12 protein-coding genes are annotated in these 15,485 nt (G+C 65.7%); 5 read left to right on the top strand and 7 right to left on the bottom strand.

Annotated features, from left to right (window positions below):
• Window positions 1-4 precede the first annotated feature (4 nt).
• The 3 genes from ftsA to lpxC all read left to right on the top strand — a co-directional run bounded on the left by ftsA (window position 5) and on the right by lpxC (window position 3,839).
• Window positions 5-1,237, top strand: a complete 1,233-nt coding sequence (ftsA, locus tag VFG40_RS14130; RefSeq protein ID WP_324898586.1) for a cell division protein FtsA — start codon at window positions 5-7, stop codon at window positions 1,235-1,237.
• Between the two features lie 119 nt (window positions 1,238-1,356).
• Window positions 1,357-2,535: a cell division protein FtsZ gene (gene ftsZ / locus VFG40_RS14125; protein WP_324898585.1), complete on the top strand. Its 1,179-nt coding sequence runs from the start codon at window positions 1,357-1,359 to the stop codon at window positions 2,533-2,535.
• Between the two features lie 389 nt (window positions 2,536-2,924).
• Entirely contained in the window at window positions 2,925-3,839 is a 915-nt protein-coding gene (gene lpxC, locus VFG40_RS14120; protein WP_324898583.1) for a UDP-3-O-acyl-N-acetylglucosamine deacetylase, read from the top strand.
• Between the two features lie 245 nt (window positions 3,840-4,084).
• Here lpxC and VFG40_RS14115 read toward each other — a convergent pair whose 3' ends face one another.
• Window positions 4,085-4,573: a DciA family protein gene (locus tag VFG40_RS14115; RefSeq protein ID WP_414649304.1), complete on the bottom strand. Its 489-nt coding sequence runs from the start codon at window positions 4,571-4,573 to the stop codon at window positions 4,085-4,087.
• Here VFG40_RS14115 and VFG40_RS14110 point away from each other — a divergent pair.
• Complete coding sequence (locus VFG40_RS14110; RefSeq protein WP_324898581.1) at window positions 4,572-5,501, top strand: peptidoglycan DD-metalloendopeptidase family protein; 930 nt, start codon at window positions 4,572-4,574, stop codon at window positions 5,499-5,501. The genes VFG40_RS14115 and VFG40_RS14110 overlap by 2 nt on opposite strands.
• 222 nt (window positions 5,502-5,723) lie before the next feature.
• Window positions 5,724-8,429 carry a preprotein translocase subunit SecA gene (secA, locus tag VFG40_RS14105; RefSeq protein ID WP_324898579.1) on the top strand — a complete coding sequence of 902 codons (2,706 nt, stop codon included), beginning with the start codon at window positions 5,724-5,726 and terminating at the stop codon, window positions 8,427-8,429.
• Window positions 8,430-8,501: 72 nt separating this feature from the next.
• Here the strand turns inward: secA and VFG40_RS14100 are convergent, their stop codons facing one another.
• The 6 genes from VFG40_RS14100 to lptD are packed head-to-tail and all read right to left on the bottom strand — an operon-like array spanning window position 8,502 to window position 15,456.
• Window positions 8,502-9,353, bottom strand: coding sequence for a symmetrical bis(5'-nucleosyl)-tetraphosphatase (locus VFG40_RS14100; protein ID WP_324898577.1), 852 nt, complete (start codon window positions 9,351-9,353; stop codon window positions 8,502-8,504).
• A complete protein-coding gene (apaG, locus tag VFG40_RS14095; RefSeq protein ID WP_324898575.1) occupies window positions 9,353-9,736 on the bottom strand; it encodes a Co2+/Mg2+ efflux facilitator ApaG/CorD in 384 nt (127 codons plus the stop codon). The genes VFG40_RS14100 and apaG overlap by 1 nt, the downstream gene beginning before the upstream one ends.
• Before the next feature lie 55 nt (window positions 9,737-9,791).
• Window positions 9,792-10,592 (bottom strand): 16S rRNA (adenine(1518)-N(6)/adenine(1519)-N(6))-dimethyltransferase RsmA, encoded by an 801-nt coding sequence (rsmA, locus tag VFG40_RS14090; protein ID WP_324898573.1) that lies wholly within the window; start codon window positions 10,590-10,592, stop codon window positions 9,792-9,794.
• Window positions 10,593-10,638: 46 nt separating this feature from the next.
• Entirely contained in the window at window positions 10,639-11,640 is a 1,002-nt protein-coding gene (gene pdxA / locus VFG40_RS14085) for a 4-hydroxythreonine-4-phosphate dehydrogenase PdxA (protein ID WP_324898571.1), read from the bottom strand.
• A 3-nt stretch (window positions 11,641-11,643) separates the two neighbouring features.
• The gene (locus VFG40_RS14080; protein WP_324898569.1) at window positions 11,644-12,999 is read right to left on the bottom strand and encodes a peptidylprolyl isomerase; all 1,356 of its coding nucleotides are present in this window, start codon (window positions 12,997-12,999) and stop codon (window positions 11,644-11,646) included.
• A 39-nt stretch (window positions 13,000-13,038) separates the two neighbouring features.
• The gene (gene lptD / locus VFG40_RS14075; protein WP_324898567.1) at window positions 13,039-15,456 is read right to left on the bottom strand and encodes an LPS-assembly protein LptD; all 2,418 of its coding nucleotides are present in this window, start codon (window positions 15,454-15,456) and stop codon (window positions 13,039-13,041) included.
• Window positions 15,457-15,485: the final 29 nt, after the last annotated feature.

Raw genomic sequence — 15,485 nt, 5'->3', positions numbered from 1 at the left:
TCCTATGAAGACGCGCAGCGACAAACAGCTGGTGGTTGGCCTCGATATCGGCACCTCGAAGGTGGTGGCGATCGTTGGCGAGTACGAGCCGGGTGAACCGATCGAGGTGATCGGCATCGGCACGCACGTCTCGCGCGGGCTCAAGCGCGGTTCGGTGGTGGACATCGAGTCCACGGTGCACTCGATCCAGCGTGCGGTCGAAGAGGCCGAGCTGATGGCCGGCTGCGACATCCGCTCGGTGTTCGCGTCGATCTCCGGCAGCCATCTGGAGACACGCAACTCGCACGGCACGGCGGCAATCCGTGACCGTGAGGTCACGCCCGGCGACCTCGACCAGGTGCTGGAGGCGGCGAGCGCGGTAGCGATCCCGGCCGATCGCAAGGTGCTCTACAAGGAGTCGCAGGAATATCGCATCGATGGCCAGGACGGCATCCGTTCGCCAGTCGGCATGAGTGGCGTGCGGCTGGAAGCGTCGGTGCATCTGGTCACGGGTGCCGCTGCGGCGGTGCAGAACATCACCAAGTGCATCCAGCGCTGCGGGCTGTCGGTGGACGAGCTGGTGCCCTCGGCGGTGGCCAGCAGCAAGTCGGTGCTGACCGACGACGAGCGCGAGCTGGGCGTGTGTCTGGTCGACATCGGCGCCGGTACCACCGACATCGCGATCTACACCCAGGGCGCCATCCGCTACACCCGCTCGCTGCCGGTTGGCGGCGACCAGGTCACCAACGACATCGCCTACGGCGTGCACACGCCGACCGCGCACGCCGAGGAGATCAAGATCAAGTACGCCTGCGCGCTGGCCCAGCTGGCGCATGCCGACGAAACCATCCAGGTGCCCAGCGTGGGCGATCGTCCGCCGCGACGGCTGGCCCGCCAGTCGCTCGCGCAGAGCGTGCAGGCGCGCTACGAGGAGATCTTCGAGATGGTGCAGGACGAGCTGCGCCGTTCCGGCTACGACAGCCTGATCGCTGCGGGCATCGTGCTCACCGGCGGCGCCGCCCGCATGGAGGGTGCGCTGGAGCTGGCCGAGGAGCTGTTCCACAAGATGGTGCGCGTGGGCGTGCCGCAGCACGTCAGCGGCCTCGGCGAAGTGATGTCCAACCCGTTGCACTCCACCGGCGTGGGCCTGCTTCTGCACGGCGCGCGCAACGGCGGAGCGCGCCACGGCGGGCCGGCGGGCGGCAGCGTGGGCGGCTCGCTGGACAAGCTGCGCGGCTGGTTCAAGAAGAACTTCTGAATGCATTTGGCGATGCCGGACGCATCGCCACGGGCGAAGGGAAACGCCCACCACCACGGCCCGACAGGAGTCATCCGCCGCGGTTACAACGACAACTAAAGCTCTATGGAGGACGGGAAATGTTTGAACTGATCGATAAATTGACCCCCAATGCAGTCATCAAGGTCATCGGCGTGGGCGGTGGCGGCGGCAACGCCGTGGCACACATGCTCAATGCCAACATCGAAGGCGTCGAGTTCGTCGTCGCCAACACCGACGCGCAGGCGATGAAGAGCTGTGGCTCGCGCACCCACCTGCAGCTCGGTGCCAACGTCACCAAGGGGCTGGGTGCAGGCGCCAACCCCGAGGTCGGCCGCCAGGCCGCGCTGGAAGACCGCGAGCGCATCGAGGAGATGCTCGAGGGCGCGGACATGGTGTTCATCACTGCCGGCATGGGCGGTGGCACCGGTACGGGCGCCGCGCCGGTGGTGGCGCAGCTGGCCAAGGAGAAGGGCATCCTGACCGTGGCGGTGGTGACCAAGCCGTTCCCGTTCGAGGGCCGTCGCCGCATGCAGGTGGCGCTGAAGGGCATCGAGGACCTGTCCCAGCACGTGGACTCGCTGATCACCGTGCCGAATGAGAAGCTGCTGTCGGTGCTCGGTCGCGAGGTGACCCTGCTGAATGCGTTCAAGGCCGCCAACGACGTGCTGCAGGGCGCCGTGCAGGGCATCGCCGACCTGATCACGGCCCCGGGCCTGATCAACGTCGATTTCGCCGACGTGCGCACCGTGATGTCCGAAATGGGCATGGCGATGATGGGCTCGGGCACCGCCCGCGGCGACGATCGCGCCCAGGCCGCCGCCGAGGCGGCGATCAACAACCCGCTGCTGGAGGACGTGAACCTCAACGGCGCCTGCGGCATCCTGGTCAACGTCACGGCCGGCCCGAACCTCACCATGCGCGAGTTCGACGAGATCGGCCGGGTGATCCACGATTTCGCGTCCGAGGACGCGACCGTGGTGATCGGCACCTCGCTTGATCCGGAGATGCAGGACGACGTGCGCGTCACGGTGGTGGCTACCGGCCTCAACCGTGCGAACGTGCGCCAGCCGGTGCGGCCGGTCCAGACCCAGCAGGTGGAGATGCGCCAGCGGCCGCGCCCCGTCGTGCTGCGTACCGGTACCGGCAACGAGGTGGTGGATTACGCCCAGCCCGAGGTGGTCACCACCACGCGCCACGATGCGACGCCTGCGAAGGGCACGGATACGAGCTTCGATTACCTCGACATTCCGGCGTTCCTGCGTCGCCAGGCTGACTGACGACGTGACCGTCGATGTTGGAACCATCCCTTCGTTGTTGGGTCACAGGTCGTTCGGGACGACACACTTGTTCGTGGGCTGCGCGCGTCTGGCAGGCGGCGAACGTCCCGTAGGACCGGCGAAAATGTGAAGGGGTAATCAATGCTGCGAGTCGGGATGACTTGCGGCAAACCTCATGGCCGGACTCCCGTCCCCGGCCATGAGGTTCTGTTTTTGCTCAATCTGTTTGATCTGCAAGGACATTCCCGGATACTCGGGAAAGCGTCGGGATCGCCGCAGCATGAAGGCCGGTTAAAGACTGTACGGTTCGGTTTGCTATTGTCTTAGGTTAAGACTGTGTTAGCATCTCCGTCCAATTCTGGCTGCTGCCTCCACGAGAACCCATAAAAATGATCAAGCAGCGTACGCTCAAGAACATCATCCGCGCGACCGGCGTGGGCTTACACACCGGCGACAAGGTCTACATGACCCTGCGCCCGGCAGCGCCCAACACGGGCATCGTGTTCCGTCGCACCGATCTCAACCCGCCGGTGGACATCCATGCGCGTCCGGACTGCGTCGGCGACACGCGGCTCTCCACGACGCTGGTGAATGGCGACGTCCGCGTCTCCACCGTCGAGCATCTGCTCTCTGCCATGGCCGGCCTGGGCATCGACAACGCCTACGTCGACCTGTCTGCGCCTGAGGTGCCGATCATGGACGGCAGTGCAGGACCGTTCGTGTTCCTGCTGCAGTCGGCCGGTATCGAGGAGCAGGCCGCGGCCAAGCGCTTCATCCGTATCAAGAAGCCGGTCAAGGTGCAGGAAGGCGACAAGTGGGCCAGCTTCGAGCCCTTCGAGGGCTTCAAGGTGGGCTTCTCGATCGAGTTCAACCACCCGATCATTTCCAAGCGTACCTCGCGCGCCGAAATCGACTTTTCGACCACTTCCTTCGTCAAGGAAGTGAGCCGGGCCCGTACCTTCGGCTTCATGCGCGATATCGAAATGCTGCGCGAGCACAACCTGGCCCTCGGCGGGTCGATGGACAACGCCGTGGTGCTGGACGATTACCGTGTGCTCAACGAGGACGGTCTGCGCTACGAGGACGAGTTCGTAAAGCACAAGATCCTCGATGCGATCGGCGACCTGTACCTGCTCGGCCACAGCCTCGTCGGCGCATATCACGCCCACAAGTCCGGCCATGAGTTGAACAACAAGCTGCTGCGTACCCTGATGGCGGACGCCACCGCGTGGGAAGAAGTAAGTTACGAGGATGACCCGGCCACCGCGCCGATCTCCTACGCGCATCCGGCCCAAGCAATCTGATCTCTGGAGCGGATTTCTGCCGCTTCGCCGCTCACGGCCATGCGTTTCGCATGGCCGTTTTCTTTTGAGCCCCGCTTCACAACCGACGTCACGATTGCTTCACGGTGTGAACACGTCGGGGTTGCCAGGCACTCATGAGCCCATGTTATAAACCTCCCTCCCACGGAACGGTCCGGGGAGTGATGGGCGCGCACGCGCAAGATGAGAGGTTGCCGTGGCCTCACCGCCGGCGACCCGCAGGGGGCTCAATCAGCAGTTTCGGCGAGGGACGCCAGCTCCAGGAACAGGGCCCGCAATTCGGGGTCTGTGACTGACACTGCGGCCGCTTTGAGATGCACGGCTGCAGCAGGCGAAAGCGGTTTTGACCGATCCGGTTCCGTTGCGACCGGCGGTTGGGGGGCCACTTTCACGGTGACTGAACTGGCGCACGTGCCCAGGGCACGGGCGGTGGCAAGAAGCTGCGTCTGCATCAGGCGCAAGCGGGAGGCCCAAGCCGGGGAGGACGCCAGAAAGACGAGGCGGTCGTAGCGCGCGTGTGCAAATCGCACGTGTTCGCGCAGCGATGTCGGCAGCGTCTGGCGCAGGGCGCGATCCAGCGCATCCAGCTCGCCGGCCTTGGTGGCCAGACGGGCAAACGCGCCGCACTCGGCAAGGGATTTCGGTCCTGTGCCACTGCGGCGGGGGATGGGTGGATCGGCGCGCTGCATGGCCGGCACTTCAACGTGGAAAAGCATGCAAATCATACTCGTGTCGCGCACCAAGAAGGTGCCCAGGACTCTTGATCTGGCCAGTCGCCGCATGCGCTGGCGGATCGGCGCCGTGGCGGCGGTAGCGGTTGGCGCCTGCATGGCAGCCGGCGCCGCAGCGGCCCTGATGGTGGCCAGCCCGCGCGATCGCGCGCTGTCGGAGATCACGGCCCTCAGGGCCACGGTCAGCCAGCAGACCCGGCAGCTAGCCGACGTGCAGCGCGATGCCCAACGTGATCTGGACGCACTGGCAGTGAAGCTGGGGCAGTTGCAGGCGCAGTCGACGCGACTCAATGCGCTGGGGGAGCGGCTCGCCCAGATGGGCAAGCTCGACGACGGCGAGTTCAACTTCGACCAGGCTCCGCCGGTGGGCGGCGTGGAGGAGATCAGCGGCTCCGGGTATGCCTTGCCGCAGACGCTCGACAGCAGCATTTCGCAGCTGGCAAGCCAGTTCGACGGGCAGCAGGCCCAGCTCACCGCGCTGCAGAGCCTGTTGATGGACGCGCGAATCGAGTCGAACCTCAAGCCTACCGGTATGCCGGTGCAGGGCTACATCTCGTCGTATTTCGGCGGTCGACCGGATCCTTTCAGCGGGCACAGCGCCCGCCATACAGGCATCGACATCGCCACGCCGCTGGGTACCCCGGTACATGCGGTGGCCGAGGGCATGGTGACCTTCGCCGGCATCCGCAGCGGCTACGGCGATGTCATCGAGATTGACCACGGCAACGGCTACATGACCCGTTACGCACACAACAGCAAGTTGCTGGCACACCCCGGACAGCGGGTGCGGGTGGGCGACGTGATCGCTGACGCCGGCTCCACCGGTCGCTCCACCGGCTCCCACGTGCATTTCGAGGTCTGGTACAAGGGTCGCGTGGTCAACCCGCTGGCCTACGTGCGCAACCACCGATAAGCCACTGCCCGGCAAGCAGGCGGCGGGCCCGCGCCACCGCCTCTTGAAACGCGATGCGCCCGACGCCACACCGGATGAGCGGTGCGACGGACCGGGCGTGATGGCTGTCCCGTGCGCGGTGTCATGCGTTTGGGATAGCTGCGTGACCCTAGTATCATCGCGAGTTTGGCTCGGCCGGCACGACGCTGGTGGGCTTTCACGTCTCCAGTATCCGGATGATCGATGTTCAATCGTGCCCTGACGAGCCTCTTTGGCAGCCGTAACGAACGCGTTTTGCGGCAGCTCTCCAAGTCCGTCGCCCGCATCAACGCCCTCGAGGCCGAGTATGCCGCCCTGGCCGATGACGCCCTGCGCGCCAAGACCGACGACTTCAAGCGGCGGGTTGCCGAAGGCGAAACACTCGACGCGCTGTTGCCCGAGGCCTTCGCGACGGTTCGCGAGGCGGCCAAGCGCGTGCTCGGCATGCGGCCGTACGACGTCCAGCTGATCGGCGGCATGGTGCTGCACATGGGCAAGATCGCCGAGATGCGCACCGGCGAGGGCAAGACGCTCGTGGGCACGCTGCCGGTCTACCTGAATGCGCTGGAAGGCAAGGGCGTTCACGTGGTGACGGTGAACGACTACCTCGCTCGCCGCGACTCGGCGCAGATGGGCAAGCTCTACAACTTCCTGGGGCTCACGGTCGGGGTGGTCTACCCGGGCATGGATCATGCGGACAAAAGCGCCGCCTATGCCGCCGACATCACCTACGGCACCAACAATGAATTCGGCTTCGACTACTTGCGCGACAACATGGCGCTGTCGAAAGAGCAGCGTTACCAGCGTGCCCTCAATTACGCGATCATCGACGAGGTCGACTCGATCCTCATCGACGAGGCCCGCACCCCGTTGATCATTTCCGGCCCCGCCGAAGACTCGCCGGATCTGTACATCGCGGTGAACAAGATCGTGCCCCGCCTGATCCGTCAGGAGAAGGAAGACGGCGCCGGCGACTATTGGGTCGACGAGAAGCAGAAGCAGGTGCACCTGTCCGAAGAGGGCATGGCGCACGCCGACGAACTGCTGCGGCAGGCCGGCGTCATCGATGCCGAAAGCGGCCTGTACGACTCGAAGAACCTGGCGGTGGTCCACCACCTCAACGCAGCCCTGCGCGCCAATGCGATCTACCAGCGCGACGTGGACTACATCGTCCGCGACGGCGAAGTCATCATCGTCGACGAGTTCACCGGCCGTACTCTGGCCGGGCGCCGTTGGTCAGATGGCCTGCACCAGGCGGTCGAGGCGAAGGAGGGCGTGCCGATCCAGCGCGAGAACCAGACGCTCGCCACTGTGACCTTCCAGAACCTGTTCCGCATGTACACCAAGCTGGCCGGCATGACCGGCACGGCGGACACCGAGGCGTACGAGTTCCAGCACATCTACGGGCTCGAGGTGGTGGTGATTCCCACCCACAAGCCGATGATCCGCAAGGACAACCCGGACATGGTGTTCCTGGCCCAGAAGGCCAAGTACAACGCCGTGATCGAGGACATCACCGATTGCCACAAGCGTGGGCAACCGGTATTGGTGGGCACGACCTCCATCGAGGTTTCCGAGCTGCTGTCCGGCCTGCTGACCAAAGCAAAGATCAGGCACGAGGTGCTCAACGCCAAGCAGCACGAGCGCGAGGCCCACATCGTGGCCCAGGCCGGTGCCCCCGGGTCGGTCACCATCGCCACCAACATGGCCGGCCGCGGCACCGACATCGTGCTGGGCGGCAGCCTCGAGGCGGCATTGGCGGAATTACCGGCCGACGCCAGCGAGATGGATCGCCAGCGCGTCAAGAGCGAATGGCAGAAGCGCCACGACCAGGTGCTTGCAGCCGGCGGCCTGCACATCATCGGTACCGAGCGTCACGAGTCCCGCCGCATCGACAACCAGCTGCGTGGCCGCTCCGGCCGCCAGGGCGATCCCGGCTCGTCCCGGTTCTACCTGTCGCTGGAGGACAACCTGCTGCGCATCTTCGCTGGCGACTGGGTCGGCCGCTGGATGCGCATGTTCGGCATGAAAGAAGACGACGCGCTGGAAGACCGCATGGTCAGCCGGCAGATCGAGAAGGCGCAGCGCAAGGTCGAGCAACACAACTTCGACATCCGCAAGCACCTGCTCGAATTCGACGATGTGGCCAATGACCAGCGCAAGGTCATCTACAAGCAGCGCGACGAGCTGCTCGAGGGCGAGGACGTGTCGGCCACCATCGCGGACATCCGTGAGGACGTCGCCGAGCAGATCACCCGCCGCCACGTGCCTGCCGACAGCATCGACGAGCAGTGGGACCTCGCCGGCCTGGACCGCGAGCTGGAAACCGAGTTCGGCCTGCACGCGGGGCTCAAGGCCTGGGTCGAGCAGCAGCACGAGATCGACGCGGAGGCGATCATGCAACACGTGCGTGAGCTGATCGACGCACTGTTCCGCGAAAAGGAAGCGCAGATCGGCGCAGAAACGATGCGCCAGCTGGAAAAGCACATCATGCTCAGCGTGGTGGACAACGCGTGGAAAGAGCACCTGGCGAGCATGGATTACATGCGCCAGGGCATCTACCTGCGCGGCTATGCCCAGCAGGACCCGAAACAGGCATTCAAGCGCGAGTCGTTCCAGCTGTTTTCGGACATGCTCGATCGCATCAAGGGCGAGATCGTGCAGATGCTGGCGCGTGTGCGCATCCGCAGCGAAGCGGAAGTGGCCGAGATGGAGGCCGAGCAGCAGCGGATGGCTGAGCGGCTGCAGCGTCAGATGCTGGCCACCGGAGGCGGTGCGCCGCCCTCTCAGGCCGCCAGCGACGCGCCGGCCTCGATTGCGCCCGCGGATGGCCCGAAGGTCGGCCGCAACGATCCGTGTCCGTGCGGCTCAGGCAAGAAGTACAAGCACTGCCATGGTCAGCTGAGTTGATCCATCGGTAACATGGCAAACAAGAAAGCGGGAGGCCCGGGCCCCGCTTTTTTGTTTGCCGGGACGGCGTGACTAGTCCTCGCCGCCCGGCGGGCGCTTGCGGTGCGGCTCGGCATTGACGGTGACATAGCTCGGCTCGTCTCCGTCCAGCCGCAGCGCGGTGAGCTGTCCTCCCCACACGCAGCCGGTGTCGATGGCATAGACGCCAAGACCGGCGAATCGCCCCAGGGCGGACCAGTGGCCGCACACCACGCGGGTCTCGCGCCGTCGCATGCCCGGTACCTCGAACCACGGATACATGCCCGGTTTCTGCGTACCGGGCACGCCCTTGCCTTCGAAGTCGATGCGGCCCTGTACGTCGCAGTAGCGCATGCGGGTGAGCGTGTTGATCGAAGCACGCAGACGTTCGACGCCCTGGAGCCGGCTCGACCAGGCCGCCGGGCGATTGCCGAACAGGTTCTTCAGCAGGCGTGGGTAGCGCGGGCTGGAAAGCTCCCGCTCCACCTCCTGGGCCGAACGTTGCGCCTGGCGCAGGGTCCACATGGGTGCCAGGCCGGCATGAACCATCGTCCAGCCCAGCGCCTCGTCGTGATGCAGCAGGCGTTGCGAGCGCAGCCACTCGAACAGGACCGGTGCGTCATCGGCGAACAGCACCGAGCGCAACTCGGGGTTCACCCGTGCCTGTGCATCAGGCTTGCGCAGCGCGATGGCCAGCAGGCTGAGATCATGGTTGCCCAGGGTGACCACGCATGACTCGCGCAGGTCGTGGATCAGCCGCAGCGTCTCCAGCGACTGGCCGCCCCGGTTGACCAGGTCACCGCAGAACCAAAGACGATCGTGCGCCGGATCGAAACGCAGCTTCTCCAGCAGGCGTTGCAGTTCCGGATAGCAGCCCTGCACGTCGCCGATTGCGTAGGTGGCCATCAGTGCAGCGTGCGCGGAATCGACAGGGTGAACACCGCGATGGGGGCGTCGAACTCGGTGCCGTCATCGGCCAGCATCTGGTAGCTGCCGGCCATCGTGCCCACGGCGGTCTCAAGCACCGCGCCGGAGGTGTATTCGTAGTCGTCGCCCGGCCGGATCCACGGTTGCTCGCCCACCACGCCGTCGCCGCGCACCTCGTCGACCTTCCCATTGGCGTCGGTGATGACCCAGTGACGGGTGATCAGGCGCGCCGGCAGCTGGCCCTCGTTGCGCAGCGTGACGGTATAGGCGAAGACGAAACGGTTGTCGTCGGGCTTGGACTGGTCGGGGACAAAGCGGGTCTGGACCCGTACATCGATCGTGTAGGGGGATTTCGCATTCATGCCGCGATTGTACGGCCTTGCCGATGCCATCGGGTCGGGCCGCGATCGCTCCGCTTCAGCTTTGCTCCGCATGCGCGACGGCGACCTTTGCCAGACTGACGAATTCCTGCGGCGACAGCGTTTCGGCCCGCGCTCCGGGATCGACGCCCGCCTGCCGGATCGCATCGGCGCTCATCTGCTGCTTGAGTCCGTTGGACAAGGTCTTGCGGCGCTGCGCGAAGGCTGCCTTCACGATGTTGTAGAGCCGCTCGGGGTCCGCATCATGGCGTTCTGCCGGAGGCAGTGGCACCAGTCGAACCACGGACGAATCGACCTTGGGCGGCGGCCGGAAAGCCTCCGGCGGCACGTCGAACAGCGGTGTCACCCGGCATGCCAGCTGCAGCATCACCGACAGCCGTCCGTACACCTTGCTGCCCGGCGCGGCGGCCATCCGTTCCACCACTTCTTTTTGCAGCATGAAGTGCATGTCCTGGATCGCGTCAGCGTGCTCGACGCAGTGAAACAGGATCGGGCTTGAAATGTAGTACGGCAGATTCCCTGCAACACGCAGCTGCGCAGCACCCAGTCGCTTGGCGAGGGTCCGGAAGTCGACCTTGAGCACGTCGGCCTGGATTATCTCCAGCTTGCCTACGGCAGCGGCGCGAACCGCGAGGGCGGGAATAAGGTCGGTGTCCAGCTCGATTGCAGTAAGTTGGCGTGCTGCAGCCAGCAGAGGAAGGGTGAGCGCGCCTTCTCCGGGGCCGATCTCCACCACCGTGTCGCCGTCCCGCGGGGCGACGGCGCTCACGATGCGCTCGATATAGCGCTTCTCGTGCAGGAAGTGCTGGCCAAAGCTTTTCTTGGGACGGGCGTTCATGAGGAGCTCGAGTGTGAATGTGTGCAGGTATCGCGAACAGTGCGCCTCAGGCCAGATCGCGCGCCCGCTGCACCAGCTCCAGTGCCATCCGGGCGGCCGCCATCAGGCTGGAGGGATCGGCGCGTCCGGTCCCCGCCAGGTCGAGCGCCGTGCCGTGGTCCACCGAGGTGCGAATGAACGGCAAACCCAGGGTCAGGTTCACGGTACGGTCGAATGCCTCCGCCTTCAGCACCGGCAGGCCCTGGTCGTGATACATGGCCAGCACCGCATCGTAATGTCCTCGCATGGCAGGCACGAACGCCGTGTCGGCCGGCAACGGGCCGAGCAGATCCATGCCCTCGGCCCGCAGCAACTGCATCACCGGCACGATCGTCTCGATCTCCTCGCGACCGAGATGACCCCCTTCGCCGGCATGGGGATTCAGTCCCAGCACGGCTATGCGCGGCGCGTCGATACCGAACTTGCCGCGCAGCTCGGCGTGCACGAGGCGGAGCACGCGTGTCAGTCGCGGCGCCGTGATCGCCGCGGGAACGGCAGCCAGCGGCAAGTGGGTGGTGGCCAGCGCCACGCGTAGTTCCGGACTGGCCAGCATCATCACCACGTCCGCGCCAGCGCGATCGGCGAAGAACTCGGTGTGCCCGCTGAAGGCGATACCCGCGTCGTTGATGGTCGACTTCTGCAGCGGCGCCGTGACCACCGCGTCGTAACGGCCGTCCAGGCACCCGTCGGCTGCCAGGGCCAGCGTGGTCAGGACATGCTGCGCGTTGCGCGGGTCAGGATGCCCCGGCCGCTCGTCCACCGCCAATGGCACGTGGCGCACGCGAAGCTGCACGGCGCTGGCGCGCGGCGGTGCCGCGGCGTCCTCGTCGATCAGTTGCAGATCCAGTCCGCAGCGAGCCGCAGCCCGTTCGAGCAGCGCGCGATCGGTGATCGCCACCAACTCGGCATCGAACGGTATGCATGCGAGGCGTGCGAGCAGCTCGGGCCCCACGCCGGCCGGCTCGCCGGCGGTCAGCGCGAGGCGAGGCCGTGGGCGCTCCTGGGACATCGCTCAGGAGGTCGTGTCGTCGGACTGGCCGGGATCACGCAGCTCCGGCACCAACACCTTGATGTAGGCGCTCGCCTTGAGCTGACGCAGGAAGTCGTCGTAAGCCTGCTCGGCCTTGCGGTTGCCGATCGCCTGGCGCGCCTGGTTTCGCGCAATCTCGTCGGTCCGATCGGCCTGGCGCGTTCCGAGCAGCTGCATGATGTGCCAACCGGCCTGGCTCTGGAATGGCTTCGACACCTGGTCCGGCTTGAGCGCCGCCAGTTGCTGGGCGACGGTGCTGCCCCAGGCGTCCTGCGCAAACCAGCCCATGTCGCCACCGGCGTTGGCAGTGGTGTCGTCCTTGGAGTTCTCCTTCGCCAGCTTCGCGAAGTCCTCATGCTTGTTGACGATGCGGTCGTACAGTTCCTGCGCCTTCTGTTGCGCCTGCTGCTCGGTGACGAGCTCGCTGGGCGAAATCAGGATCTGCCGGGCGTGGTACTCGGTGACCATCTGCCGCTCGGGCTGGCGCTGGCCTTCCAGCTTCAGGATGTTGAAGCCGGTCGGGCCGCGTAGAGCCGGCGTGACGTCGCCCGGTTTCATCGCGGCGATCGTGTCGGTGAATGCGGGCGGGATCTCGTCCATCCGGCGCCAGCCCAGGTCGCCGCCGTCCAGTGCGTCCTGGGCGTCGGAGTAGCGGATCGCCGCGGCCTTGAAATCCATCCCGCCCTGGATCGCCTTGATCGCCTCGGCCGCCTTGTTCTGTGCAGCTTCGATATCGGCCGCGGTACCGCCGGCGGGAATGCTGATCTGGATATGCGCCAGATGCACTTCGCCCGCCTTGTAGCCCGGGCTGCTGAGCAGGTTGCTGATCTCGCTGTCGGTGATCTGCACCGTATCGCGCACAACGCTTTCATGCAGCCGCTGTGCCGTGATCTGTTCGGCAAGCTGCTGGCGGAAGCTGGCGAAGCTGGCGCCGCTCTGTTCCACCGCAGCGCGCAGCTGCTCGGGCGTCAGCTTGTTCTGCTGCGCCACGCCGGCCACCGCCTGGTTGATGTCGGCGTCGGAGACGCGGATGCCCTGCTCATCGGCCTTGTTCACCTGCAGCCGCATCAGGATCAGCCGGTCCAGCACCTGCCGCCGCAGCACGTTGATCGGCGGCAACTGGCCCGGACTGCTGGCGTACTGCTGCTGGATGGCACGCACGGCATCATCCAGCTCGCTCTGCAGGATCACGCCATCGTCGACCACCGCCACGATCCGGTCGAGCGGCTGCGTCCCGGCGGGCGCCTCCTGCGACGCCTGCGGCAGCAGCTGTGCGTGGGCGGGCGTCACGGCCGCGGCGGCGATCGCGAACAGGAACAGCGCGAGAGGTTGCTTCATCAGTACGGTGCCTTCGATCGCCATCGGACGATGGAGAGATTATTGATAGCCAAGAATACCACGGCGCAAAAAGTCCTCGGCTTGGCCATTGAACGCGCCAAGGCCCTTGAACTGCAGTTCGAACATCACCGCGTTGTTGCTTTCCGGGCGGGTGGCGACGACGTTGTATTCGTCGACGTAGTGCCGTCCAACCAGGCTGACGATCACGCAGCAGCTCTCGTATTGCAGCCCGGCCAATGCCTCCACCGTGCGCCGGTCCTTGACCGAGTAGGTCCAGCGCGCCAGCAGGCGCCAGCGCTCGGACACGGGGTAGACCGTGGAGGCGTCGTATTGTTCCAGCAGCGGATTGTTGGTGCCGGGGGTGCGACGAAAGCGGTAGGAGAAGTTGAGGATGCCGTCGCCCTTGATCCGACGCTGCAGCGCCAGCGCCCCCAGGTCGGTCAGCCGCGTGTTGGGGTTCCACTGGTAGGACGAATTCGCCCGCCACTGGTCGTTCAGCTGCACCGCCACCTGTGCCACGTAGTCCGAGCCGGTCCAGTCGGTGGTCGGGCGGCCTGGCAACTGCACCCGCTGCGGATTGAAGTAGCGGATCTGTCCGAGACTGGCGGAGAAGCGTTCCACGCCGTTTTCGTCCAGCAGGCGGGAGGTAAGCGCGCCGGTGAGGTTGTTCGCGTTCATCTGCCGATCGGCGCCGGAGAACTGGTTGGGCGAGAACAGCTGCCAGTAATCGAAGCTCAGCAGGCGCGTGTCGAAGATCGGCAGGTTCGCCTGGTCCCGATACGGCACATACAGGTAATACAGGCGGGGCTCCAGCGTCTGGGTGTAGCTGGAGCCGAACAGCGTGGCGTCGCGATCGAAGATCAGGCCGGCATCGATACTTGCGATCGGAAGCGAGCGACTGGGGCTGCGCTGTTCGAAAGGCGAGCGCTGATTCCCTCGCAGCAACCCGCTGTAGCCATAGCGCGAGTAGTTGGTGTCCAGCTGATAGCCGGTGTAGCGATACGCCAGCTTCGGCCGCACGAACCACGCCGCGCCCTGGAAATCGCTGGCAAGATACGGGTAGAGATCAACTCGCTCGCCTTCGACGAAACCGTTCTTGCGGAAGCTCACCGCCTCGTTGTCCATGCCGAACTCCAGCCACGATGCCAGCGGCACATCGAGGTTGAGCGTGGCGCGCGGCCAGCGCTTGTATTGCAGGCTGCGATCGCTCAGGAACGGATCGGCGTTCTGGTAGCTGTCCACGCCCAGCGAAGCGCTCCACCAGTTGCCCGAGCCCAGAACATAAGCATTGGACGATAGCGATCTCGTCGCCGCGGTATAGATGTCATTGCTGAAATCGTGCAGGTAATTGGCATCAGAAACGCGGTTGATGCGCGTGCTGAATACCCAGGGGCCGCCCAGGCGGGTCTTGTCGATGAACCTCAGGAAGTAGCGTTGCTTCCCCTGCGTGTCGAGATCGGACGTGGCGAGGCTCTCGCCGTGGTCCTTCGCCAGATACTCGAAATTGAGCTGTCCGCTCGTGCCCGGGAACAGGTAGCGCAGCTCGCCCGCCAGCATGGCGCCCCGCTGGGTGTAGATGCGCGGTTCCAGCGTGGCGTCGTAGTTCGGCGCCAGGTTGAGGTAGTACGGCACGCTGGCCATGAAGCCGGAGTGGCTGGAGTTGCCGAAGGTCGGCGCCAGGAAGCCGCTCTTGCGGCGGTCGTCGATCGGAAAGCTGAGGTACGGCAGGTAGAGAAACGGCACGTCGGCAAAACGCATGGTGGCGCCACGGGCTACCCCGACGCCGGTGGTCTTGTCCAGTCGCATGCTCTTCGCACGTACTTCCCACAGGCGATGGCCGACGTCGCAGGTGGAGTAGGTAACTCCTTCGTACTCGCTGTGCTGCGTGTCGAGCAGGGTCGCCTGGCGCGCCACGCCGTTGCCGCGCGACTGCAGCAGCTGATACGTGACATCGTCGGCCACCCCGCGCTTGCCCTCGCTGTTGCCGCGCAGATGGCTGGCCGAAAAAAGCTGCCCGGCATCCTGATAGCGGACGTTGCCGCGCGCGTCGTAGTCGGTGGTCTGGTCGTTGTAGTCGACGCGATCGGCGCGCAGCAGCTGATCGGCGCGCTGCATGCGCACATGGCCCGTCAGCAGATACCGGGCCTGCTCCGAACTGTCCACTCGCTCCGCGTCCACGGCGGTGTTCGCGCTGTCACGCAGGCTGCTGTCCTGCGGCAGGCCGGGGTCGTAGAAATCGAGCAAGGCGTTCGGGCGGCACATCGCGTAGCTGATCGGTCGCGCCGGGCAGTGGAACGAGCCGAGGGCACAGGTCGGCTCGCCCGTCGCAGCACCGGGCATCGGCGTGGTCGCGTCGACCGGCGCGGTCTGCGCGGCAAGCGGTGGGCCGATCAGGGCTAGGGCTGCAGCAACCGCCAGCAGGCGGCGCGGGGGCAACGGGCGCGGCGTCAACGTCACGATGGCAGTCTGTCGGCGGGAAGGGCTCG

It is taken from the genome of Dyella sp., from assembly GCF_035685805.1.
GTDB lineage: Bacteria > Pseudomonadota > Gammaproteobacteria > Xanthomonadales > Rhodanobacteraceae > Dyella_A.
The sequence above is the reverse complement of the archived record's forward strand: the minus strand, read 5'-3'. Positions and strand labels throughout refer to the sequence as shown.

What these genes read in the sequence shown, in the direction of transcription:
- secA (WP_324898579.1), top strand. Translation starts at nt 5,724, where the DNA reads ATGTTCAATCGTGCCCTGACGAGCCTCTTTGGCAGCCGTAACGAACGC.
- lpxC (WP_324898583.1), top strand. Translation starts at nt 2,925, where the DNA reads ATGATCAAGCAGCGTACGCTCAAGAACATCATCCGCGCGACCGGCGTG.
- pdxA (WP_324898571.1), bottom strand. Translation starts at nt 11,640, where the DNA reads ATGTCCCAGGAGCGCCCACGGCCTCGCCTCGCGCTGACCGCCGGCGAG.
- rsmA (WP_324898573.1), bottom strand. Translation starts at nt 10,592, where the DNA reads ATGAACGCCCGTCCCAAGAAAAGCTTTGGCCAGCACTTCCTGCACGAG.
- ftsA (WP_324898586.1), top strand. Translation starts at nt 5, where the DNA reads ATGAAGACGCGCAGCGACAAACAGCTGGTGGTTGGCCTCGATATCGGC.
- VFG40_RS14115 (WP_414649304.1), bottom strand. Translation starts at nt 4,573, where the DNA reads ATGCTTTTCCACGTTGAAGTGCCGGCCATGCAGCGCGCCGATCCACCC.
- VFG40_RS14110 (WP_324898581.1), top strand. Translation starts at nt 4,572, where the DNA reads ATGCAAATCATACTCGTGTCGCGCACCAAGAAGGTGCCCAGGACTCTT.
- ftsZ (WP_324898585.1), top strand. Translation starts at nt 1,357, where the DNA reads ATGTTTGAACTGATCGATAAATTGACCCCCAATGCAGTCATCAAGGTC.
- apaG (WP_324898575.1), bottom strand. Translation starts at nt 9,736, where the DNA reads ATGAATGCGAAATCCCCCTACACGATCGATGTACGGGTCCAGACCCGC.
- VFG40_RS14080 (WP_324898569.1), bottom strand. Translation starts at nt 12,999, where the DNA reads ATGAAGCAACCTCTCGCGCTGTTCCTGTTCGCGATCGCCGCCGCGGCC.
- VFG40_RS14100 (WP_324898577.1), bottom strand. Translation starts at nt 9,353, where the DNA reads ATGGCCACCTACGCAATCGGCGACGTGCAGGGCTGCTATCCGGAACTG.